We start from the raw sequence: 22,372 nt of genomic DNA, 5'->3' as shown, positions 1-22,372 counted from the left end.
CCGAGGAGCCGCTTATGCTGACGCTCCTCGCCGTGTTCCTCCTCGGCTCGCTCCTGATGCCCGTGCTGGTGCGCTGGCTGGGCGCGCAGGCGTTCGCGATCGCCGCCCTCATTCCCGCAGCGGCATTCGTCCACGCCCTCGTCATGACGCCGCAGGTGCTCGACGGCCCGGCGCCGTTCGCGTCGATCTCGTGGATCCCGCAACTCGGACTCAACCTGTCCATGCACATGGACGTCCTGGGGTGGGTGCTGACGCTCATCGTCACGGGCGTCGGGGCGCTCGTGCTGCTGTACTGCCGCTGGTACTTCCACGACGACTCGGCCGGGATCGGCCAGTTCTCCGCCGTGCTGCTGGCGTTCGCCGGAGCCATGTACGGCCTCGTCCTCACCGACGACATCGTGATGCTGGTGATGTTCTGGGAGGTGACGAGCATCCTCTCGTACCTCCTGATCGGCCACTATCGCCGTCGCGCCGCGAGCCGCCGTGCGGCCCTCCAAGCCCTGCTCGTGACGACGCTCGGCGGCCTCGTGATGTTCGTCGGCGTCGTGCTCCTCGTGGTCGACGCCGGGACGACGAGCATCCGAGAGATCCTCGAGCTCGCGCCGACGGGACCGATCGTGGATGCCGCGGTCGTGATGCTCCTGATCGGCGCCCTCAGCAAGTCCGCGATCTTCCCGTTCCACTTCTGGCTCCCCGGCGCCATGGCCGCACCGACGCCGGTGAGCGCCTACCTGCACGCGGCCGCCATGGTGAAGGCCGGCATCTACCTGATCGCCCGGTTCGCCCCGATCTTCGCCTTCACCGGTCCGTGGCGGCCGATCATCATCTCCCTCGGTGTGGTCACGATGCTGCTCGGCGGCATCCAAGCGCTCCGCGAGACCGACCTCAAGCGCATCCTGGCGTTCGGAACGGTGAGCCAGCTCGGCTTCTTCGCGATCGTGATCGGCTACGGCACGCAGGCGAGCGCGCTCGCGGGTCTGGCGCTCGTCATCGGGCACGCGCTGTTCAAGTCCGCGCTGTTCCTGATCGTCGGCGTGATCGACCGTCAGCTGTCGACGCGAGACATCACCGAGTTGAGCGGCGTGGGTCGCCAGGCCCCGGTCATGGCGACCGCGGCCTTCATCTCGGTCGCGTCGATGGCAGGGATCGCTCCGACCATCGGCTTCGTCGCGAAGGAGTCGACGCTCACGGCGCTTCTCGACGACGCGATCGGCGGCTCCCCGTGGGGTCTCGTCGCGATCATCGGGGTCGGCCTCGGTTCTATTCTCACTGCGGCATATGGACTGCGCTTCCTCTGGGGTGCGTTCTGGTCGAAGCGCGACGCGATGGGTGATCGCATCCCCGACACGATCTGGCCGGATCCGCCGGTGGGCTTCCTGTCGGCCCCGATCATCCTCGCGGGCGTCACGATCGCCGCAGGCATCGGCGCTCCCGCCCTCGACAAGGCGCTGCAGGGGTACGCCCTCACCGCGACGCCGGGGCTCGACCATGAGGGCGCCGCGGTCGAGGGCCCGGGTCACCTCGCGCTGTGGCACGGCCTCGAGCCGGCGCTCGGCATCTCGGTCCTGTCGATCCTCCTCGGTGCCGCGGTCTTCCTGCTGACCCTCCGCACGGGCTGGGACCGCAAGTCCCGGCTGCTCCCGTTCACCGCCGCCGACGTCTACTACCTCGTGATGCGCGGCGTCGACCGCCTCTCAGTGCTCTCGACCTCGCTCACGCAGCGCGGTTCGCTGCCTGTCTACGTCGGCACGATCTTCGTGGTGTTCGTCGCCGCCGAGATCACCGCGCTCCTCGCGAGCGACGTCGACCGCTTCCAGCTCTCCGCGTGGCACACGCCCGTGCAGATCGTGGTCGCTCCGCTCATGGCCGCGGCCGGCGTCATGGCCGTCCGCGCGCAGAAGCGCTACACCGGCGTCGTGCTCGTCTCGATCACAGGCCTCGGCATGGTCGTGCTGTTCGCGACGAGCGGCGCTCCCGACCTCGCGCTCACGCAGATCCTCGTCGAGACCGTCACGATGGTGACGTTCGCGCTCGTGCTGCGTCGTCTGCCGGCGCGGATGGGCGAGCACAACGCCTCCGTCGGGCGCATCCCGCGGGCGCTGCTCGGCATCGGCGTGGGTCTGACGATGGCTCTCGTGGCGATCGTGGCGACGCAGTCGCGCGTCGCGGACCCGATCTCCGAGATGTTCCCGAAGCTCGCGTACGAGATCGGCCACGGCAAGAACGTCGTGAACGTCGCGCTCGTCGACCTCCGCGGGTGGGACACCATGGGCGAGCTCTCGGTGCTCGTGCTCGCGGCGACCGGCGTCGCCTCCCTCGTGTTCGTCACGCACCGCGCCGACATGCTCGCCTCGACCAAGACGCTGCCCAAGACCCGCCGTCGCCGCACGCTCAGCCGTCCGCTCGTGGAGACGACCGAGGGCGTGCGCTTCCAGACGAACGAGAACCAGAGCAGCCCGCGCGCCTGGCTCGTCGGCGGCCAGAAGATGAAGCCCGAGAACAGGTCGATCCTGCTCGAGGTCATCGTGCGCGTGCTGTTCCACACGATCATCGTGGTCTCGATCTTCCTGCTCTTCGCGGGCCACAACCTGCCGGGCGGCGGCTTCGCCGGCGGCCTGGTCGCCGGCATGGCGCTCGTGATGCGCTACATCGCGGGCGGTCGCTGGGAGCTCGGTGCCGCGGCCCCGACCGACGCAGGAAGACTGCTCGGCACCGGCCTCATCCTCGCGGTCGGCACCGCGATCGTGCCGCTGTTCTTCGGCATGGCGCCCCTCACCAGCACGTTCTGGGAGTGGGAGATCCCCGGCATCGGGCACATGGAGTTCGTCACGTCGACGATCTTCGACATCGGCGTCTACCTCGTCGTGATCGGCCTCGTGCTCGACGTGCTCCGCAGCCTCGGGGCCGAGGTCGACCGGCAGACGCAGGAGCTGCGCGAGCGGGGGGTGAGCATCTGATGGATGTCTCCCTGACCCTGATCGTGATCATGGCCGTGCTGTTCGGATGCGGCGTGTACGCGATGCTCGAGCGCAGCCTCACGCGCGTGCTGATCGGGTTCCTGCTTCTCGGCAACGCGACGAACATCCTGCTGCTGATCGTGATGGGCGTTCCGGGTCGTGCGCCCTTCTACGGAGCGGAGGGCGATGTGAGCGATCCGCTGCCGCAGGCCCTGACGCTCACCGCGATCGTCATCACGTTCGCGGTGTCGGCCTTCCTGCTGGCGCTGATCTACCGCTCCTGGCAGCTCGGACAGGCGGACACGGTCGAGGACGACGAGGCCGACATCGCACTGCGCGAGCGCACGGATGCCGACGAGGACCTCATGGACGACGAGGCCGACATCGACGACGACGAGGCCACGACGGACTTCGTGGGCGTGCAGACGGCGCCGATCACGGTGCTGCACATGCGCGACCACCCGGCGATCCACGACGACGCTCCGGTCGACCGCGCATACGGCTCGTACGCGGCGGACCGCGGCGACGGCATCGACGAGAGGCCGACGGGCGCGGATGCCGCGGCATCGATGCTCGCTCACGAGTCGGCGCCACCCGATGAACCCGACGACGACTCGGCGGCGGACGGCGAGGAGTTCCGCACGGACGCCGACGCCCACGCCTCGGACGCGCACGAGACCGACGCGGCGGACGCCGCCCGCGACACGGCGTCCGACACGGCATCCGACGACAGTGCACCTGAGCACACCGACGACAACCCTGGGGAGGATCGCTCATGAGCGCACTCGTCCCCCTGCTCGTCGGTCTCCCGCTGCTCGGCGCCGCCATCACGCTCGTGTTCGGCCGCAACGCGCGCCTGCAGGTATTCGTCACGGTTGCGACGCTCGCGGCGGTGTCGGTCATCGCGGCGGTGCTGCTCGTCGCGGTGGACGCGGGAGCCCCTCTGGCGGTCTCGGTGGGCGGCTGGCCCGTCCCCTTCGGCATCGTGCTGTACGTCGACCGGCTCGCCGCGCTCCTGGTGCTCGTGTCGAGCATCGTGCTGGTCGCCGTCCTCCTCTTCTCGATCGGCCAGGGCGTCGCCGACGGTGCCGACGAGACACCGATCTCGATCTTCAACCCCTCGTACCTGATCCTCGCCGCCGGCATCTTCAACGCCTTCATCGCGGGCGACCTGTTCAACCTCTACGTCGGCTTCGAGATCCTGCTCGTCGCGTCGTACGTGCTCATCACGCTCGGCAGCACCGAGTCGCGCATCCGCACGGGCGCGGTCTACATCGTCGTCTCGCTCGTGTCGTCGATCCTCTTCCTCGCGTCGATCGCGATGATCTACGGCGCCCTCGGCACCGTGAACATGGCCCAGATCGCCGAGCGGATGACCGAGTTGCCGCAGGAGACGCAGCTCGTGCTGCACCTCATGCTTGTGGTGGCCTTCGGCATCAAGGCGGCCATCTTCCCGGTGTCGTTCTGGCTGCCCGACTCCTACCCGACGGCTCCCGCGCCGGTCACCGCGGTGTTCGCCGGATTGCTGACGAAGGTCGGCGTGTACGCGCTGATCCGCACCGAGACGCAGCTGTTCGCCGACAACAGCATCGACACGCTGCTGCTCATCATCGCCCTCGCGACCATGATCGTCGGCGTGCTGGGTGCGGTCGCGCAGGCCGAGCTCAAACGCATCCTGTCGTTCACTCTCGTCAGCCACGTCGGGTACATGATCTTCGGTCTGGCGATCGCGACCCCCGCGGCCATCGGCGCGACGGTGTACTACATCGTGCACCACATCATCGTGCAGACGACCCTGTTCCTCGCGGTCGGACTCGTGGAGCGACGAGCCGGCAGCACCTCGATCCTGCGCGTCAAGGGACTGCTCAAGGTGGCCCCGGTGATCGCGGTGCTGTACTTCATCCCTGCGATCAACCTGGGCGGGCTGCCCCCGTTCTCGGGCTTCATCGGCAAGTTCGCGCTGTTCGAGGCCGCGGCCTCGGTGGGGACACCGCTCATGATCGTGCTGATCGTCGGCGGCATCGTCACCTCGCTGCTGACGCTGTACGCGCTGATGCGGGCCTGGAACCTCGCGTTCTGGCGCGAGGAGGAGGACTCCACCGAGACCGAGGGACGCATCTCCTACCTCGGCAACGCACCGGCCGCGGACGAGCAGCAGGAGCGTCGCCGCATCCCCAGGATCATGACCGTCGCGACGGCGGGCATGGTCGGGGTCACGGTCGCGCTGACCGTGTTCGCGGGTCCGCTCTACGCGCTGTGCGACCGCATCGGCGAAGTTCTCCTCGAACCCGTCAACCTCGTGCAGCTGGAAGGCGAGGTGGACGGATGAGCCCCGACACCGGTCGTCATCTCTGGCGCGACCTCGGCGTGCAGCTGCCGTTCCTCGCGTGGCTCGTCGTGCTGTGGATGCTGCTGTGGAGCCAGTTCACGGTGCTGGCGTTCCTCACGGGGCTCGTCGTCGCGGTCTTCGTGACGCGCGTTTTCCGGCTGCCGACGGTCGAGCTCTCCGGCCGTGTGAACGTCTGGTACGCCGCGGTCTTCGTCGTGCAGTTCCTGTGGGCGATGGTGCGCGGCGCGATCGCGGTCACGCTGCAGGTGTACGACTTCCGGCGGCTCCCGGGCACGGCCATTATCGCGGTGCCGCTGCGCTACGCGGACGATCTCATGATGACCCACGTCTCGGTCGTGTCGTCGCTGATCCCGGGGTCGCTCATCGTCGAGGCCGACCGCGACCGGCAGGTCCTGTATCTCCACGTGATCGGCGTGCACTCGATGGAGGACGTCGAGAAGCAGCGCCAGGGGGTGCTGCGCTGGGAGCGGCGGATCGTGCGTGCGCTCGGCGCTCCGTCGCAGTACCGTGCCCTCAAGGCCGACGAGCGCGCGGCGAAGGGCGGTGTCCGATGAACCTCCTGCTTCTGGTGATCATGGTGGTGTTCGGGGTCGCCGCGATCCTCACGATCCTCCGCATCGTGCGCGGTCCGTCGATCCTCGACCGCGCCGTGGCCTCCGACGTGCTGCTGACCGAGGTGCTGTGCGTGCTCGGCGCCGAGATGGCGATCAACGGGCACACGCGGACGATCCCCGTGATGCTCATCATCGCCGCGATCGGCGTGTTCGGCTCGATCGCAGTGGCCCGCTTCGTCGCGAGAAGGGACAACACGACGCCATGAACGTGTTCGAACTCGCCCTGCCGGACGCGGTCGTCGACACGACCGTGCTCGTCCTCATCCTGCTCGGCGCCCTGCTCTGCCTGTCGGCGGCCATCGGCATCCTGCGCTTCCGCGACGTGCCCTCGCGTCTGCATGCGGCGACGAAGCCGCAGGTGCTCGGACTCGTTCTGATCTGTCTCGCGATCGCGGTGTCGATGGGTACCGTCGGAGGCATCCTGGTCGGGCTGCTGCTCGTCGCCCCGATCGTGCTGATGCAGTTCGCGACGGCTCCCCTCTCCGCGCATATGGTCGGACGGCAGGCGTACCGCAACGGCACGACCGACGAGCGCAGCCTCGTGGTCGACGAGCTGGCCGAGTCCAAGCAGACCCCGCCCGCTGCGGGCTGACCAGCGCGCGCTGACCGCGCGCGCTGACCGTCCGCTGCCGGAGCCGCGGAGGCCGACCTGCTCAGAGGCCGTCGGCGAACTTCTGGATCAGCTCGGCCGCCGGCTCGGAATCGCTGATCAGCGTGCCGTGGCCGTGGTCGGGGATCACCTGCAGATCGGCGCCGGGGATCTCGTCGATGATCTCCTGGCACCAGCTCATGGGTGCGAGCGGATCGCTCTCCCCGCGCAGCACGAGCACGGGGGCGTCGATGCGGCGGAACGCCTTCTCCGGGGCGTGCGCGATCGTCGCACGCATCTTCCGGAACAGGTGCGGACCGCCGCGGAGGTATTCGCGCGCTCCGCGCCAGATCACCAGCGGACGCTCGCCGACGAGATCGGTCAGCAGGTAGCTGGCTTGAGCGGCGATGTTCCTGGCCGCCTTGTTCACGGTCGGCCCGGCGAGCACGACGCCCTCGACCAGCGACGGATGCCGTGCGGCGAGCTCTGCGGCGATCTGGCTGCCCATGGAGTGGCCGATCACGACGACGGGTCCCTCGCCGGCGTGACGCAGGTAGGCCGCGACGAGGTCGGCGTGACGTTCCATCGTGAGGGTGCGCTTCGGCTCGGGCGCCTCTCCGAAGCCGGGGAGGTCGAGCGCGATCACGCGTCCCCGCAGCCGCTGCACGACGTCGAGGTAGACGCTGCGCCCCATGCCGATGCCGTGCAGCAGCAGGAACGTGTGCGCGCCCTCGCCGAACGTCTCGGAGATCAGGGTGGCCCCGGCGTGCTCGAACTCGAGGAGCGTGACCGGGGTGCCCTTCGGGGCGAGGTAGGAGGATGCCACCTCACCACGCTAATCCAGCGCGCGGTGCGCGACCAATCGGCCGTGACGAGGGAGCGCGCCGCGGCGTGTGAGGATGGAGGGTGACCTCGCACGACCCCGTATCCACCCCGGCCAGGGCCGGTGTGCTCGCACGACTCGCGGCGGGTCTCGACGACCCGGTGCTGCGCGCCCTGGTCGCGGCGACGGCGGTGTCGCGCATCGGTCGCGGCGTGTTCTTCGCCGTCACGGTGCTGTTCTTCACGCAGATCATCGGGTTGTCCGCCGCTCAGGCCGCAATCGTGCTCGCGATCTCGAGTGGCTGCGGAGTGCTCGGTTCGCTGCTCGGCGGGTGGCTCGCCGACCGCTGGAGTGCACGGCGTCTCGCGTTCGCGTTCGAGGCGCTCGGCGGTGTGATGCTCGCGGCCTACGCGTTCGCGGGGGACTTCGTGTCGGCGCTGGTCCTCGCGAGCCTCAGCGGGTTCCTCGACTCGATGGGGCACTCGTCGCGGTCGGCGATCATCGCCCGCGGCTTCGTGCCCGAGCGGCGTGTGCATGCGCGCGCGGTGCTGCGCACCGTGACGAACGTCTCGATCGCGGCCGGGTCGGGTTTCGGCGCGATCGCGCTGGCGTTGGGCACCCCCGAGGCGTACCGGATCGTCATCGCGAGCGGCGGTCTCCTGTGTGCGCTGGGGTCGCTGCCCCTCCTCCGGCTGACCTCGTCGGTCGACGCCCCCAGCCGTGCGTCGATCCATGACGTGCGCACCGAGACCGGGTCGATCGACACGGATGCCGCATCCGCGTCGCGCCGCGACTGGAACCGCCGCTCCCCGTGGCGCGACCCCCGGTACCTGCTGTTGAGCGGGCTCTCGGCCGTGTTCGGCATGCAGTTCGGCGTGGCGGAGTTCGGCGTGCCGCTGTGGATCACCGAGTACACCGAGGCCCCCGAGGTGGTGGTGTCGGTGCTGCTGATCGTGAACACGACGCTCGTGGTCCTGTTCCAGGTGCGGGCGTCCCGGGGCACGCACGATCTGCAGGTCGCGGGCCGGGTCACCATGATCGCCGGATGGTTGATGGTCGGCGCGTGCCTGGTCTACGCGCTCGCCGCGGGGCTGCCGGCATGGGTGGCGATCATCGTGCTCGTGGTCGCGATGGTGGCGCACACCTTCGCGGAGATCCTGTCGCAGGCGGGTGCGTGGGGTCTGAGCTTCGAGCTGGCCGACCCCGTGCGCGCAGGCGCATACCAGGGCGTCTTCGGCATGGGCTTCTCGCTCGGGGCGCTCGCGTCGCCGATCGTCGTCAACGCGACCGCGATCACCTACGGGCTCGCGGGCTGGGGGATGCTCGCCGCGATCTTCCTGGCGGCGGCGGTCGGCATCTGGATGATCGCGCGCCGCGCCGCGGCATCCGTCCGCACGGCGGCCTGAGCCGCCGCATCCTCCCCGCTCAGCCGATGAGGCTGGGCTGCAGGTCGCGCAGCGTGCGGCGATGCGTCATGCGCGTGACGCCGATCGCGGCGAACACGAGCGCGCCGACGAGCCACAGGCCCAGCACCGCGAGGTCCCATCCGGCGCGGGCGAGGTCGCCCCCGTACATGAGCTGCCTCATGGCGTCGACCACGTACCCGAGCGGCAGCACGTGGTGGAGGGCGGCGAGCGGTGCGGGCAGCGTCTGCCACGGGAACGTGCCCCCGGCGGTGACGAGCTGCAGCACCATCAGCACCAGGCCGAGGAACTGTCCGACCGAGCCCAGCCACACGTTCAGGGCGAGGATGATCGCCGCGAACGTCGCAGAGGCGGCGATCAGCACACCCAGGGTGCCTATCGGGTTGTCGAAGGTGAAGCCGAGGGTGATCGCGAGGATGCCCATGAGACCGAGCATCTGCACTCCGCCGAGTGCTGCGGGGGTGAGCCAGCCCGCGAGCGTCACGCGGATCGGGGAGTGCAGCGCGGTGACCGCCCGTCGGGAGATCGGCTTGACGATGAGGAACAGCGCGTAGATGCCGATCCAGGCCGACAGCGCGGCGAAGAACGGGGCGAGGCCAGCGCCGTAGTCCTCGGCCGAGGCGACCTTGTCGCTCGACACCTTCACGGGATCGGCGATCGTGTCGGCCTGCTGGGTGCGCAGCTCAGGGGAGGATGCCGGGATCTGCGCGACGCCGTCGGCGAGGCCGTCGCGCAGCTCGGCGGTGCCGTCCGCGAGCGTGCCGAGTCCGTCGCGCAGCTGCGCGGCGCCGTCGTTCGCGGCCGCGGCGCCCGTCGCGACCGTGCCCGCTCCGCTCGACAGCTGCGCGGCCCCGGATGCTACGGCGGCGGCTCCGTCGGCGAGTTGGTCGACCTTGCCCACGGCCGACTGCACGGTCGTGTTCCCCTCCTGCAGCCGGGTCGCGAGAGGGTCGAGCGTCGTGAGCACCTGGTCGATCTCGTCCTGCGTGAGACCGCGGTCGGCGAGCAGCGTCGCGATATCGGTGCGCACCTGCGGCAGGGCGTTCGTCGCCTGCTGCACCGCGGCGCCTGCGCGATCGGCGACGTCGGCGAGCTGCCGATTGCCGTCGCTCACCTGCTGTGCTCCGGAGGCGAGGGTGCTCGCGCCCGCGGCGAGCTGCGAAGTACCTGCGGCGAGCTGCGCGGTGCCGTCGGCGAGCGTCGCACTGCCCGACGCGGCGGTGGTCGCGCCGTCCGCGAGCTGCGTCGCGCCGTCGACGGCCGTGACGAGGTTGTCGCGCACGTCGCTGAGCCCGGTGAGGAGGCGTTCCGCGGCCTGGCTGCCGACCATCTCGGCCACCGAGCTGCGGATCTTCTCCACGGCCTGGGTTCCCATGGACGACGCGAGGTAGTTGTTCGCATCGTTGGTCTCGAGGTCGATGCGCGCTTGATGCGGGTCGTCGCCCGCGGCGGAGGTCAGGGCCGCGGAGAAGTCCGCGGGGATCGTCACCGTGAAGTCGACGGTTCCCGTGCGGAGCGCCTCGGCGGCTTCGTCGGCGGTCATCCGCTGCCAGTCGAAGGCGTTGCCCTCGATGAGGTTCTCGGCGACGTCCTCGCCGTAGTTCACGGTCTCGCCGGTTGCGGCATCCGTGCCGGTGGTGGGTTCGGGGGCGCCCTGGTCGTCGACGACCAGCGCCACCGGAACCTCAGGGAACTTCGCGTACGGGTCCTGGTTGGCCCAGAGGTACAGGCCGCCGTAGAGGATCGGCACGCACACGAGGGCGATCAGGGCGATCACGCCCATCCGGCTCGCGGTGAGACGCCGCAGCTCGGCGGCGATCATGGCGGGGACCTTCATCGTGCATCCTCCTGTTCGGCGTCGTCGGTTCCCTCTGTCGTCGAGCGAGCCGCAGGCGAGTCGACACGCGCTCCGGGCTCCTCGGGATCGGATGCCGGGGGCGCGGCGTCGCCCTCCCGTCCGGTCGTTGAGCGAGCCGAGGGCGGGACGAGACGCCCCGAGTGCTCTGCGAGTCCGGGTGCCGGGGCTTCGGTGTCGTGCGCCGGGGGACGCGTGTCGTCTCGGTCGGCGTCGTCCTCCTCGCTCGACGACCGGGGAGGGGTGTCGTCCTCGGCGTCGTCGAGCACCAGCGGCTCCACGGGACCGGAGGCGTTCACGGCGTCGAACTCGTGCATCCGCTCCAGTGCGACGGCGGCGGAACCGCCGACGATCACGAGCATGGCGTAGCCGCGGTCGGCGAACTCCATTGCGATGCGCCACCAGCCGTCGGGGTTGCCACCGTGCCGGTCGGGTGCGACGAGCACGATGCCCCGCGTGCCCTCGCGGAGCACCGCGAGCTCGCACAGGATGCGCACACGGGCGGCGGGGTCGACCGTGCCGATCGGTGCACCGGCGAGCTCCCCGAAGCCCAGCTGGTTGAGCCAGCGACGGGCGTGGATGGGCGTGGCGCCGAGGCCGGCGAACATGAGCTCCTCGCCGACCACGCCCGCGAGCGCGATGTCCGGGTGGGGGTCGCTCACGTCGGGGGCGTCGACGAGCGCGACGGTGCGGCGCAGCATCCGGTTGTCAGCGGAGCCGTCGATCGTCACCCGACCCGTCTCGGGACGCATCCGGCCGCTCGCGATCAGTCCGAGGACCGTGGGACGCTGCTCGGTCTCTGCGAGGGCGAAGCGCACGGCGCCGGTGTGGAACTCGAGGCTCGTGGCGGGGAGCGCCTGGCCGCCGCGGCCCTTGCTCACGTCGTGCAGGGTGATCTTCATGAGGGGTCCTCCTCGGAGGCGACGATCTCGGGGTGCGCGGCGAGCAGCTCGTCGGCTTCGCGCCAGGACAGGCCGGCGATGCTGAGCAGAGTGCGCACGGCGAGGTCGGCCGCGCCCGTGCTGCCGGCGTCGGTGCGGGAGACCACGGTGCGCGCGACCTCCTCGATCAGGCGCGCGAGGGTCGGGGCGGGGATGTCGGTGCGGAAGTGGCCGCTCTCCTGGCCGCGGCGCGTCAGGTCGGCGACGGTGCGGCGCAGGGGCGCGAGAGCCTCGGCGGTGTGGGCGACGTGGGCGTCGTCGAGGGCGAGGGCCGCGGCGAACTGCACGTGTGCGGCCTCGTGCCAGAGTCGGGCGGCGAGGCGCGCGAGCGCCACGCGCGGGTCGGCGTCGGTGACCGAGGCGGCGATCGCGTTGAAGCGCTGCGCTCCCGTGGAGATGAGCTCGCGGATCAGGGCGTCGCGGTCGTCGAAGTGCCCGTAGAGAGTGCGGCGGGACAGGCCGGCGCTGCGCGCGATGACGTCGATCGACGCGCGGGGGTCGAGGGCCAGGGTCGCGCGGGCGGCGTCGAGGATGCCGGCGCGGTTCTCGACCGAGTCGCGGCGGGGTGCACGGGTGGTCATGTCTTCAGGATAGCTATCCTGCACAACGCTGTGCAAGATAATCGGACAACTCACAGGATATCGACGATCGGTGGCGGCTTCCTGTCGGCGGACGAGAACGCGAGCGCCGCACGACGAAGGGGGCGGATGCCGCAGCATCCGCCCCTTCCAGGAGATCAGGTCAGTCGGTCCCGAAGTCGAACGCCGCGCCCTCGGACGCGGTGTCGACGGCATCCGCGAGCGACTCGTCGGCCGCGGAGACCGAGCCCTCGACCGCTCCGGTGATCTCGGAGGACTCGCCCGCCGTGACGCGGCCGACGAGCTCGCCCGTCGCGCCGCCGACCAGGCCGAGGCCGGCGTACTGCTCGAGGCGAGCGCGCGAGTCGGCGATGTCGAGGTTGCGCATGGTGAGCTGGCCGATGCGGTCGACCGGCCCGAAGGCGGCGTCGCCGACGCGCTCCATCGAGAGCTTCTCGGGGCCGTACGACAGGTTCGGCGAGGTCGTGTCGAGGATGGTCCAGTCGTCGCCGCGACGCAGGCGGATCGTGACGGAACCGGAGATCGTGGAGCCGACCCAGCGCTGGATGGACTCGCGCAGCATGAGCGACTGCGGCTCGAGCCAGCGCCCCTCGTACATCAGGCGGCCGAGGCGGCGACCCTGCTCGTGGTAGGTGGCGAGGGTGTCCTCGTTGAGGATGCCGTTGACGAGGCGCTCGTAGGCGATGAAGAGCAGCGCCATGGCGGGGGCCTCGTAGATGCCGCGCGACTTGGCCTCGATGATGCGGTTCTCGATCTGGTCGCTCATGCCGAGGCCGTGGCGTCCGCCGATCGTGTTCGCCTCCATGACGAGCGCCACGGGGTCGGTGTAGGACGTGCCGTTGATGGCGACGGGGCGGCCGGCCTCGAACGTGACCGTGACGTCCTCGGATTCGATCGCGACGGACGGGTCCCAGAACTTCACGCCCATGATCGGGTCGACGGTCTCGAGCGAGACGTCGAGGTGCTCGAGGGTCTTCGCCTCGTGCGTCGCGCCCCAGATGTTCGCGTCGGTCGAGTACGCCTTCTCGACGGAGTCGCGGTAGGGGAAGTCGTGGGCGACGAGCCACTCGCTCATCTCCTTGCGACCGCCGAGCTCGGTGACGAAGTCGGCGTCCAGCCACGGCTTGTAGACGCGCAGACGCGGGTTGGCGAGCAGGCCGTAGCGGTAGAACCGCTCGATGTCGTTGCCCTTGTAGGTGGAGCCGTCGCCCCAGATGTCGACGCCGTCCTCCTTCATGGCGCGCACGAGCAGCGTGCCGGTGACGGCGCGGCCGAGAGGAGTGGTGTTGAAGTAGGTCTTGCCGCCGGAGCGGATGTGGAACGCGCCGCACGCGAGGGCCACGAAGCCCTCCTCGACCAGGGCGGTCTTGCAGTCGATCAGACGCGAGGCCTCGGCGCCGTACTCGAGCGCGCGGCCGGGGATCGACTCGATGTCGTCCTCGTCGTACTGCCCCAGGTCGCCCGTGTAGGTGTACGGCACGGCGCCCTTGTCGCGCATCCACGCGACGGCGACGGAGGTGTCGAGTCCTCCGGAGAAGGCGATGCCGACGCGCTCGCCGACGGGCAGGGACTGGAGGACCTTGGACATGCCTTCCAGTCTATCGGCGGCGTGTCGCCTGTTTCGGACGCGGTCCGCCCCGGGTCATCCCCGTGCCGCACCGTACTTGCGGAAGGCATTCTGCTTCGACGTGCGCAGGGCGAGGCCGATCATCGTCCAGGAGTCGCCGGCGAGGCGCGCGGCGCTCACGGCGTCGCGGAGGCGTGCGTCCGCGACGTCCCTGTCTGCACGTGCCTGTGCGATCTCTCGGAGGTGCGAGCCGTCGCGCAGACTGTCGGCGGGGATGCTCGCGAGGAACGCCTCGACGTCTACTGCGTCGCCTGCGGCTGTCGTCGTGCTCCTGATCATGTCGTCTCCTCAGAGGTAGGTGAACCGGCTAGGCCTCAGTACGTCGGCGTGGATCACGAGTGCAGGATCGTCAGCGGGGACGAGAACGATCTCGAGCAGCCGTCCCGACGACGCAGGTCCGATGACCAGGATGCGCAGCTCGCCGTCGTACTCCTGCTCCCGGTAGCGAACCATGTGGTCGAGCGCGTGGAAGATGTCCTCCTCTGTGATCCCGTGCTTCCGGGCGCTGGTCGCGATCCGGATTCCGTCATCATACTGTTGACGCACGAGGATCGTCAACGATTCGTTTACGTGGAGGCTCCATCCCTCCAGGAAAGCGCGCACATCGCCGTGGCGGACGTTATCGAAGGCCCCTCCTCAGAAGGTGGGGAAAGTCCCGGCACAGCCCGGTTCCGTGGAGGGGAGCCCCATCCTCCTACGCCGGCGTCATCTCCTGCGCCGAGACTTCCGCCGGCTCCGCCTCCGACGTGGCCAGGGCGCCCAGGGTGCGACGCTGGTGCGCGGCGTAGCCGCCGCCCCACGCGGTCAGAGCCTCGACCAGAGGCATCGCGCCGCGGCCGAGGTCACTCAGCTGGTACTCGACCTTGGGCGGCACCTGTCGATACACCGTGCGGATCAGCAGTCCGTCGTCTTCGAGCTCGCGTAGCTGACGGGTGAGCACCCGTGCGGTGGGTTCGTCGAGCAATCGGCTGAGTCCTCCGAAACGCAGCACCTCGTGCTCGTCGAGCAGGCTGAGGATGCTCGGCTTCCAGGCTCCGCCGATCACCGCGATCGAGATCTCCGCATCGCAGGCGTCGCCCCACTCGCGGACGATGCGTGCCGTCTTCTCTCTCATCGGGCCGCCTTTCCTCGCGCCGATAGTATCCAGAATGGCAGTATGTAACAAGGAAGACCGTACTTGCCCGAAGGGTACTCAGCGCACGAGACTGAGTCCGTGACCTCCCCCGTGCCCGTCGCCCCGGCCCGACCGCGCCCCTCGCGGCATCCGTGGCTCGCCATGATCCCGCTGCTCCTCGGCATCCTGATCGGCGCTCTCGCGATCAGCAGCGTGTCCACCGCGCTGCCCGCCGTCCGCGGCGATCTGACGCTCTCCGACAGCGGGGCGCTGTGGCTCGTCGACGTGTATGCGCTCTCGCTCGCAGCCACCCTGATCCTCGCCGCACGCATCGGCGACGCCTTCGGCCGCAAGCGCATCGTGCTGCTCGGCCTCGCCGGCTTCGCGGCGCTCAACCTCGTCGGCGGACTCGCGCAGGACGGACTGCTGCTCATCGTGGTGCGGGCGCTGCTCGGCGTGGCCGAGGCGTTCGTCGTGGCCGGTGTCGTCGCGACGATCGGCGCGCACTACCAGGCGCGGCAGCGCGTGCTCGCCTACGGCCTGTGGACCGCGACGTTCGGCACCGGCAGCGCCCTCGGGCCCGTGCTGGGCGGGCTCGTCACCGAGGGGCCGGGATGGCGGTGGCTGCTGCTCGGCAGCGTCCCGCTCGCGGTTCTCGCCGGTGTGCTCGCGATCTGGCTGGTGCCCGACTCGCGCAGCTCGCGCCCGGCATCCTGGGACGTGCTCAGCATCGTCTCGTCGATCGTCGCCCTGGGGGCGCTCGTGTTCGCCCTGCACGAGGTGCTCGCGGCACCGGTCCCCGCGGCGGTCGCCGGCGTGCTCGCCGTCGTGACGCTCGTCTACTTCATCCGCCGACAGCGCCGGCTGCGCGATCCCCTCATCGACATGCGCCTCTTCACGGTGCCCGGATTCAGCCCGGCGGTCGTGCGCATCGTGGCGGCGAGCGGCGTGTCCTCGGCATCCGTCCTGCTCGTGAGCCTGCACCTGCAGGACCTGCGCGGGTTCACGGCGGCGGAGGCGGGGATCGCGATCCTGCCGCAGGCGGTCGCGATCGCGCTCGGCGGCGTGGTCGCCCCGCTGTTCCTGCGCTGGCTGACCTCGCCCGCGCTGACCGTGCTCGCGCTCGTGATCCAGGGCATCGGGCTCGTCTGGCTCGCGCTCGGCGCCGACCTCGTGGCGTTCCCGCTCGTGCTCGTCGGGGCCGGGTTCGGGGTGGCTGCGACGCTCGCGGCGACGACCCTGTTCGACGTCACGACAGAAGACGACGCGGGTCAGGTCGGAGCGATCCAGGAGGTGTCGTTCGCGCTGGGCGGAGGACTCGGCATCGCCCTTCTCGGCACCATCGCGACCGTCGTGGGCGTGGGCGGGTTCGCGGTGGCGCTGATCGTCGCGGCGGTCGCGGTGGTCGCCGCCGCGCTGCTGCCGCTGTGGCGTCGTTCATCGACGGATGCCGTCGCCCGATGACCCCCGCGATCGACGAAGGAGACTCCATGTCGCGCCCCCGCCCCTCCGTCCACTGGGTGCACGCGCACCCGCAGGGGAGCTCGTTCAACGCGCGCCTGTTCCGCGACGGCGTCGACGCGCTGTCGAGGGACCACGACGTCGAGGTCACCGATCTGTACGCGCAGGGCTTCGATCCCGTGCTCGGCCCCGCTGACCTCGGGCAGCCGCACGGACGCGACGGCAACCTCGTCGACCTGATGGGCGAGGCGTACGCCGCGGGGGACGTCCCCGCCGACGTGGTCGAGGAGCAGCGCAAACTCGCCGCCGCCGACCTCCTCGTGCTGCAGTTCCCGCTCTGGTGGTACGGGCCGCCGGCGATCCTCAAGGGGTGGTTCGACCGCGTCCTCACGAACGGTTTCGCCTACGGCCCGACGGACCCTGAGACCGGCCTGCCGCTGCGCTACGGGGAGGGCCTCCTCGCCGGTCGCCGTGCGCTCGTGATCGTGACCGCAGGGGAGGACGATCGGTCGATCGGCAGCCGCGGCATCAGCGGAGACATCGACTCTCTGCTGTTCCCGCTCACGCACGGCACGCTCTGGTACACGGGGATCGAGCCGCTCGACCTGCACGTCGTGCACGACGCCGACGGACTCACCGTCGACGCGATCGAGGCGGAGAGCGCACGTCTGCTCGAGCGTCTCGCCGGGATCGACACGGAAGCCCCGAGCAGCCCGTACCGCCGCCTGCGCGACGGCGACTACCGGGGCACGCGTGCGCTGCGGGCGGATCTGCTGCCGGGGCGCACCGACCTCGGCATCCATCGGCTCGTGCGCGACTGAGCGTCAGCGATCCCGGCCGCCGCGATCGAGCATCTCGTCCAGCACGTTGCCGATCACGGTCGAGACGTTGTTCCGATAACCGTCGTGGGACAGCGCTCCGGTGAAGCAGATCGAGCCCACGCTGAAGACGGCTCCGCCTCCAGCTCGTTCGAGCCAGGTCATGTCCGACCGGACGTCCGCGCTCTCCGACCCGCCGAGTCCCGCGCGTGAGGCCATCACGTCCTCGCCGGCGAGCAGGTAGAAGTCGCTGTGACCCGTCGACGAAGCGAGCACGACGGTCTCCGCCGGACTGCCCCGGTCGGGGTCGAAGCGGTCGATCTCGTCGCCCGACGAACCGTCCATGATGAGGCCGAAGTCCCCGATCACCTCGTCCGTCACGCCCGCGAACACGAACTCGAGATCGCTCGGGAGATCCGCGGACCGCCGGTACCCCGGGGCCTTCGAATCCCACCCCTGCGCCGTCATCCCGACGCCGGTGAGGGCGTTGGGCCAGCGGCCCCGCAGCCGCCACAACCCTCCGGGTTCGCCCGTGGTGCTGTGGAAGCCCTGCCCCGGAGGGGTCTCGGACGGCCGCGTCCCCACGGCGCCGCGGCGGATCTCGAGCAGGTGGGGTCGGTCCGCATCCTGGCTGGTGACCCAGTAGAACCCGTTGCCGCCCAGGTACATGAGCGATCCACCCCGGTCGGCGTGCGCGTCGAGCGCATCGAGCATCCGCGCGCTCACGTACTCGGGGTGGCTGCCCGTGATGACGACGTCGTAGCCGTCGAGCAGCGCCGCGCCGTCTCGGTGCAGGTCATGATCGGTCACGACGTCGAACGCGCGTCCCTTCTCCATGAGCCAGTCCACGAGGTACAGGTCGGCGCTCAGGTGGCGCGGTGCGTCCTGCAGCCAGGCGCGGTAGTCGGGGCGGAGGTTGGGGATAGGTCGCAGGTGCGTCGAATAGCAGCAGGTGCTGCCGTCGGAGTGCAGGTCGTACATGCTCAGGCCCCACTCCGGATGCTCGGCGAGCTCGAGGTCGCGGTGCCCTGGGTGGATCGGATGATCGCTCATCTGATCGCCCTCGAAGTCGAGGCGCGTCACCATGCGCTCGTTCGCATAGGCGATGTAGGTGAAGGTCGGCAGCAGCACGGCGATGCGCGCGTGCGGCCCTCCCGCGCGGGGACGCACCGCGAACGGGACGTGGTCGATGACGCCGTCCGCGCGGAGCTCGACCGCGTACACGCCGGACTCGAGATCGTCCGGCACCGCGAAGCTCAGGCTGGGCGGCCACCCCGCGTCGTCGAGGTCGTCGTCGTGGAAGTGGATCGCGCCGTACTGCTCGGGCACCTTGGTGAAGTCGATCTCCTGGTGCCGCCAGGTCGATCCCGTCGCGGCCCGCAGCGGGGCGTTGATCACGATGCCGTGGCGTTCCTGACCGGAGGCGTCGGCGGCCTCCGCGCTGCCGATCCGGCGCTCGAACCGCCAATCGGCGACGGTCGCGCGCGCGCCCGAAGCATCCGCCCGATCGATCCGCGGGTTCTCGATCTTCCCGTTGAAGACGCGGTCGGGCGCCCACCGGGCAGCACTGCGCGGGCAGGCGGCGGCGGCGATCACGGCCGCCGCGGCGACAGCATCCGGGAGCACGGCCGGGGGCGTCACCCCGGTCCAGGTCTCGCGGCGGTCGCGGAGCTCTGTGCACCGGATCACCGCATGGAGGTCGTGGGAGACCTCGACGCGGAACCGGTACCAGCTGCCCGCGCGCCACGGCACCGTGAGCGCCGCAGCCTCGCCGTCGGCACCGCGCAGGCTCAGCGTCCCGTTCGCATCGACGACGACGGAGACGGCGACGGAGCCGTCGGTCGTGAGCAGGGACACGACCCCCTGCTCACGACCGGCATCCGGCAGCGTCGGCTGCATCGTCAACGAGACGACGAGCCCTCCGAGCGGTTGCGCGCCGATCTCCGGCACCACGACGCACGACCCGAGGTGCACATCGCGCTCGCCGCCGGAGATCGACCGCGCTTCGAACGACGGCACCGGCAGGATCCGTCGGCCCGGCCCCTGAGGGTTCTCGTCGCCGTGACGCAGCCGCACCAGATCGACCTCCACCGCGGATGCCGTGGCGCTGACCATCAGGTCGACGACCTCCCCCGGTTCGGCGGAGAGAGTGTTCAGGTATCCGGTGAGCGTCATGTCTGCAATCCTTCGGGAAGGGGCCGGTCAGGGAGGGGTCAGTCGCACTCGGTCTTGTACCAGAGCTTCTGGCCCTCGGGGCTGTCGACGTCCTCGCTCGTGAGGATCTCGACCGGGGCGTCGACCGTCTGGTCGACCTCCTCGCCCTTCAGCTTCTTGGCGATCTGCTCGATCGCGAGCTCGCCCATGGCGTAGGGCTGCTGCGCGACCGTCGCCTGCAGCACGCCCTCCTGCAGCAGCTCGACGTTGGCGGCACCGGCATCCCAGCTGACCATCTTGACGTCGCCGACCACGCCGGCGTTGCGGAGAGCCACCGCGGCTCCCGTCGAATTGAGGAAGTTCGTCGTGTAGATCGCCTTGAGATCGGGGTACTTCACGAGCGTGGAGGCGGCGTTCGCCTGGATCACGTCCGCCGAGATCTCGGGGTAGGAGATCGATACCACCTCGATGTCCGGGTAGTCCTTCAGCGCATCCTCGAAGCCCTTGATGCGGGCCTGGGTGATCGGGTTGGTGGCGAGCGACCCGATCGCGGCGATCTGGCCCTCGCCTCCGATGAGCTCGGCGAGATACGCGGTGATCTCCTTCGCGCCCTCGTAGTGGTTCGATGCGACGAACGAGTCGTACAGCGCGTCGTCGTCGAGCTGTGCGTCGACGTCGATCACCGTCACCCCGTCTTCGCGCGCGGTCTGGATCGGGATGCCTCCGGCGACCGGGTCCGCGGGCGTGTAGATGAGCGCGTCCGGTGCGCTGGTCAGCACGTTCTGCACGATCGTGGTCAGCTGCGCCTGGTTCTGGTTCTGCGGGGCCTGCAGCTCGCCGACATCCATGCCGAGCTTCGTGCCCGCGGCCTGGGCGCCGCACGCGACCTGCACGTAATACGGGTCACCGGACTGCGGGCCGGCGATGGCGATCGTGGCGCCGGTCACGGCATCGCCCTCTCCGCCTCCCGCTGTTCCGCCGTCATCGGCGGAACAGGCGGCGAGCGGACCCACCAGCAGAGTGGTGGCGGCGAGCGCGAGGAGGATACGGCGACGCGGACGGACGGATCGAGCGTTCATGGGTACTCCTGTGTGTGGATGAGGGTGTGCAGGGTGGAGGTGAAGTGAGAGGACGTCAGCTCGAAGCCGAGCTGGATCTGCGGAGACTGCGCAGCCGGCGGAGCCGGTCGAGGTAGAGGGCGCCGACAAGCACGGCACCGGTCACGACCTGCTGCCAGAAGCTCTGCAGACCGGCGATCACGAGCCCGCTGGCGAGCACGACCGGGATGGCGTTGCCGAGGGCGGTGCCCGCGATGGTCCCGACGCCGCCGAAAAGGCTGGCCCCGCCGAGGATCGCGGCGGTCGCGGCGGTGAGGGCGTCGAGGGAGTGGCCGGAGATGTTGGTCGTGCCGTACACCGAGAGCGACAGCCAGCCGGCGAGCCCGGCGAGGAGTCCCGAGAGGCCGTAGATGACCGCGAGATGCCGTTTGACCGGGATGCCGGCGCGAACGGCGGCCTCCTTGTTCGAGCCGATCGCGTAGGTGTGTCGGCCGAACGCCGTCGCCTGCAGCGCGATGGCGGCGATGATCGCCACGATCGCGGCGACGAGCACCACCCACGGGATGCCGATCAGGCGGCCGACGCCGAACTGCGACATTGCGGTCGGCATGCCGCTGAGGTCCTGTCCGCCGGTGAACACCTGGGCGAGGCCGAGCGCGGCGCCGAACATGCCGAGCGTGACGATGATGGGGTTGAGGTCGGCGTAGGCGACGAGAAGGCCGTTGATCCAGCCCAGGAGCAGGCCGCTCGCGATCGCGACGCCGAGTCCGAGGAGCGCCGAGGTCCATCCGTCGCCGCCGACGCGCTGCATGACGATCATGCTGACGACGCCCGAGAACACGAGCACGGAGCCCACCGACAGGTCGAAGCCGGCGGTGATGATGACGTAGGTCACCCCGACGGCGAGCACGAGCATGATCGAGCCCGCGAGGAACATGTTGCGTACGTTCGCGGCGCCGAGGAAAGGCTGGCCGTTGACGATCGCGAACACGACGATCAACAGGATCAGCGCGCAGGTGACGACGAACAGCGGATGCTGCCAGGCACGCTCCACGCGGTCGCGCCAGGTCGGAGCTTCGGGGGTGGGGACGGGAGCGCCCATCGTGTCGAGCGAGGTCATCGGTCTCCTCCGATATCGGTGCGGTCCGTGGAGGTCGACGGCGCCGTCCCTCCGGTCATGGTGGACACCAGGAGTTCGAGGCTCGCTTCCTGGCGGGTGTAGCTCGCGACCCGCTGGCCGAGGCGCAGCACCTCGACGCGGTCGGCGACGCTGAGCACGTCGGACATGTTGTGGCTGATGAGCACGACGGCGAGCCCGCGGTCGGCGACTCGGCGCACCATGTCGAGCACGCCCTTCGTCTGCACGACGCCCAAGGCCGCCGTGGGCTCGTCGAGGATCACGACGGTGCGCGCCCAGCTCACGGCACGTGCGACCGCGACGCCCTGGCGCTGACCGCCCGACATGTCGCTGACCGAGCCCCGGCGCGGGTCGGCGGTGACACCGAGCTGCGCGAACTCGCGCTGCGCGACAGCGGCCATGGATCGGTTGTCGAGGAAGCCGAGGGCGCCGAGCAGGCCCTTCCGTCGCGTCTCCCGACCGAGGAACATGTTCGCCACCGGGCCCATGTCGGGCGCGAGCGCGAGGTCCTGCCACACGGTCTCGATGCCTGCGGCCTGGGCGTCGGTCGGGCCGCTGGCGCGGAACGGTTCACCGCCGACGAAGACCTCGCCCGCGTCGGCGGTCAGCGCTCCGGACAGCACCTTGACGAGCGTGGACTTGCCGGCGCCGTTGTCGCCGATGAGGGCCGTGACCTCTCCCGCTCGGCAGTCGAAGTCGGCCCCGCGGAGCGCGTGGACGTGGCCGTAGGAGACGCGGATGCCGCGGGTGCTGAGGGCCGTGTCGAGCGGGACGGATGCCGTGTCGACCAGCCTTCCGGAGCCGCGGAGATCGGAGTTCATCGGGATGCTTCCTTTCTGACGTTCGCCCG

The 22,372-nt window shown here is 70.1% G+C and carries 20 protein-coding genes and 1 pseudogene; 9 read left to right on the top strand and 12 right to left on the bottom strand.

Annotated elements, in window-relative coordinates; all coding sequences use genetic code 11:
* Nucleotides 1–14 precede the first annotated feature (14 nt).
* From MRBLMX7_RS09545 to mnhG, 6 genes and pseudogenes are all read left to right on the top strand, one after another.
* Nucleotides 15–2,957 (top strand): Na+/H+ antiporter subunit A, encoded by a 2,943-nt coding sequence (locus MRBLMX7_RS09545; protein ID WP_363367940.1) that lies wholly within the window; start codon nucleotides 15–17, stop codon nucleotides 2,955–2,957.
* A pseudogene (locus MRBLMX7_RS09540) lies at nucleotides 2,957–3,484 on the top strand (Na(+)/H(+) antiporter subunit C); the annotation flags it as partial. The gene MRBLMX7_RS09545 and the pseudogene MRBLMX7_RS09540, both read left to right, overlap by 1 nt.
* A 248-nt stretch (nucleotides 3,485–3,732) precedes the next feature.
* Nucleotides 3,733–5,286 (top strand): Na+/H+ antiporter subunit D, encoded by a 1,554-nt coding sequence (locus MRBLMX7_RS09535; protein ID WP_363367938.1) that lies wholly within the window; start codon nucleotides 3,733–3,735, stop codon nucleotides 5,284–5,286.
* Entirely contained in the window at nucleotides 5,283–5,861 is a 579-nt protein-coding gene (locus tag MRBLMX7_RS09530) for a Na+/H+ antiporter subunit E (RefSeq protein WP_050723444.1), read from the top strand. Before MRBLMX7_RS09535 ends, MRBLMX7_RS09530 begins: the two co-directional genes overlap by 4 nt.
* Nucleotides 5,858–6,127 carry a monovalent cation/H+ antiporter complex subunit F gene (locus MRBLMX7_RS09525; protein WP_363367936.1) on the top strand — a complete coding sequence of 90 codons (270 nt, stop codon included), beginning with the start codon at nucleotides 5,858–5,860 and terminating at the stop codon, nucleotides 6,125–6,127. The genes MRBLMX7_RS09530 and MRBLMX7_RS09525 overlap by 4 nt, the downstream gene beginning before the upstream one ends.
* Entirely contained in the window at nucleotides 6,124–6,513 is a 390-nt protein-coding gene (gene mnhG, locus MRBLMX7_RS09520) for a monovalent cation/H(+) antiporter subunit G (RefSeq protein WP_050723442.1), read from the top strand. The genes MRBLMX7_RS09525 and mnhG overlap by 4 nt, the downstream gene beginning before the upstream one ends.
* A 61-nt stretch (nucleotides 6,514–6,574) precedes the next feature.
* On the opposite strand, the gene MRBLMX7_RS09515 is transcribed toward mnhG, so the two are convergent.
* Nucleotides 6,575–7,336 carry an alpha/beta fold hydrolase gene (locus MRBLMX7_RS09515; protein ID WP_363367934.1) on the bottom strand — a complete coding sequence of 254 codons (762 nt, stop codon included), beginning with the start codon at nucleotides 7,334–7,336 and terminating at the stop codon, nucleotides 6,575–6,577.
* A gap of 80 nt (nucleotides 7,337–7,416) precedes the next feature.
* On the opposite strand from MRBLMX7_RS09515, the gene MRBLMX7_RS09510 reads away from it, so the two are divergent.
* Nucleotides 7,417–8,739 (top strand): MFS transporter, encoded by a 1,323-nt coding sequence (locus tag MRBLMX7_RS09510; protein WP_363367932.1) that lies wholly within the window; start codon nucleotides 7,417–7,419, stop codon nucleotides 8,737–8,739.
* Between the two features lie 19 nt (nucleotides 8,740–8,758).
* Here MRBLMX7_RS09510 and MRBLMX7_RS09505 read toward each other — a convergent pair whose 3' ends face one another.
* The 7 genes from MRBLMX7_RS09505 to MRBLMX7_RS09475 form a co-directional block, all read right to left on the bottom strand.
* Complete coding sequence (locus tag MRBLMX7_RS09505; RefSeq protein WP_363367930.1) at nucleotides 8,759–10,594, bottom strand: YhgE/Pip family protein; 1,836 nt, start codon at nucleotides 10,592–10,594, stop codon at nucleotides 8,759–8,761.
* Complete coding sequence (locus tag MRBLMX7_RS09500; RefSeq protein ID WP_363367928.1) at nucleotides 10,591–11,514, bottom strand: hypothetical protein; 924 nt, start codon at nucleotides 11,512–11,514, stop codon at nucleotides 10,591–10,593. The genes MRBLMX7_RS09505 and MRBLMX7_RS09500 overlap by 4 nt, the downstream gene beginning before the upstream one ends.
* The gene (locus MRBLMX7_RS09495) at nucleotides 11,511–12,134 is read right to left on the bottom strand and encodes a TetR/AcrR family transcriptional regulator (protein ID WP_363367926.1); all 624 of its coding nucleotides are present in this window, start codon (nucleotides 12,132–12,134) and stop codon (nucleotides 11,511–11,513) included. The genes MRBLMX7_RS09500 and MRBLMX7_RS09495 overlap by 4 nt, the downstream gene beginning before the upstream one ends.
* A 160-nt stretch (nucleotides 12,135–12,294) precedes the next feature.
* Complete coding sequence (argG, locus tag MRBLMX7_RS09490; protein ID WP_363367924.1) at nucleotides 12,295–13,740, bottom strand: argininosuccinate synthase; 1,446 nt, start codon at nucleotides 13,738–13,740, stop codon at nucleotides 12,295–12,297.
* 54 nt (nucleotides 13,741–13,794) lie between these two features.
* Entirely contained in the window at nucleotides 13,795–14,058 is a 264-nt protein-coding gene (locus tag MRBLMX7_RS09485) for a hypothetical protein (RefSeq protein WP_363367922.1), read from the bottom strand.
* A gap of 9 nt (nucleotides 14,059–14,067) precedes the next feature.
* A complete protein-coding gene (locus MRBLMX7_RS09480) occupies nucleotides 14,068–14,325 on the bottom strand; it encodes a hypothetical protein (RefSeq protein ID WP_363367920.1) in 258 nt (85 codons plus the stop codon).
* Between the two features lie 148 nt (nucleotides 14,326–14,473).
* A complete protein-coding gene (locus tag MRBLMX7_RS09475; protein WP_363367918.1) occupies nucleotides 14,474–14,893 on the bottom strand; it encodes a winged helix-turn-helix transcriptional regulator in 420 nt (139 codons plus the stop codon).
* Nucleotides 14,894–14,992: 99 nt separating this feature from the next.
* On the opposite strand from MRBLMX7_RS09475, the gene MRBLMX7_RS09470 reads away from it, so the two are divergent.
* Both MRBLMX7_RS09470 and MRBLMX7_RS09465 read left to right on the top strand, forming a co-directional pair.
* Nucleotides 14,993–16,357, top strand: coding sequence for an MFS transporter (locus MRBLMX7_RS09470; protein ID WP_363367916.1), 1,365 nt, complete (start codon nucleotides 14,993–14,995; stop codon nucleotides 16,355–16,357).
* A 26-nt stretch (nucleotides 16,358–16,383) separates the two neighbouring features.
* Entirely contained in the window at nucleotides 16,384–17,175 is a 792-nt protein-coding gene (locus tag MRBLMX7_RS09465; protein ID WP_363367914.1) for an NAD(P)H-dependent oxidoreductase, read from the top strand.
* Between the two features lie 3 nt (nucleotides 17,176–17,178).
* On the opposite strand, the gene MRBLMX7_RS09460 is transcribed toward MRBLMX7_RS09465, so the two are convergent.
* The 4 genes from MRBLMX7_RS09460 to MRBLMX7_RS09445 are packed head-to-tail and all read right to left on the bottom strand — an operon-like array spanning nucleotide 17,179 to nucleotide 22,343.
* Nucleotides 17,179–19,347: a N,N-dimethylformamidase beta subunit family domain-containing protein gene (locus MRBLMX7_RS09460; RefSeq protein WP_363367912.1), complete on the bottom strand. Its 2,169-nt coding sequence runs from the start codon at nucleotides 19,345–19,347 to the stop codon at nucleotides 17,179–17,181.
* Nucleotides 19,348–19,385: 38 nt separating this feature from the next.
* Nucleotides 19,386–20,405 (bottom strand): substrate-binding domain-containing protein, encoded by a 1,020-nt coding sequence (locus MRBLMX7_RS09455; RefSeq protein WP_363367910.1) that lies wholly within the window; start codon nucleotides 20,403–20,405, stop codon nucleotides 19,386–19,388.
* 55 nt (nucleotides 20,406–20,460) lie between these two features.
* The gene (locus tag MRBLMX7_RS09450; protein WP_363367908.1) at nucleotides 20,461–21,504 is read right to left on the bottom strand and encodes an ABC transporter permease; all 1,044 of its coding nucleotides are present in this window, start codon (nucleotides 21,502–21,504) and stop codon (nucleotides 20,461–20,463) included.
* Complete coding sequence (locus MRBLMX7_RS09445) at nucleotides 21,501–22,343, bottom strand: ATP-binding cassette domain-containing protein (protein WP_363367906.1); 843 nt, start codon at nucleotides 22,341–22,343, stop codon at nucleotides 21,501–21,503. The genes MRBLMX7_RS09450 and MRBLMX7_RS09445 overlap by 4 nt, the downstream gene beginning before the upstream one ends.
* Nucleotides 22,344–22,372: the final 29 nt, after the last annotated feature.

Source organism: Microbacterium sp. LMX7-1.2 (assembly GCF_040675935.1).
Taxonomy (GTDB): Bacteria; Actinomycetota; Actinomycetes; order Actinomycetales; family Microbacteriaceae; genus Microbacterium.
Note: the sequence above shows the minus strand (reverse complement) of the source record. Positions and strands in the feature narration are given on the sequence as shown.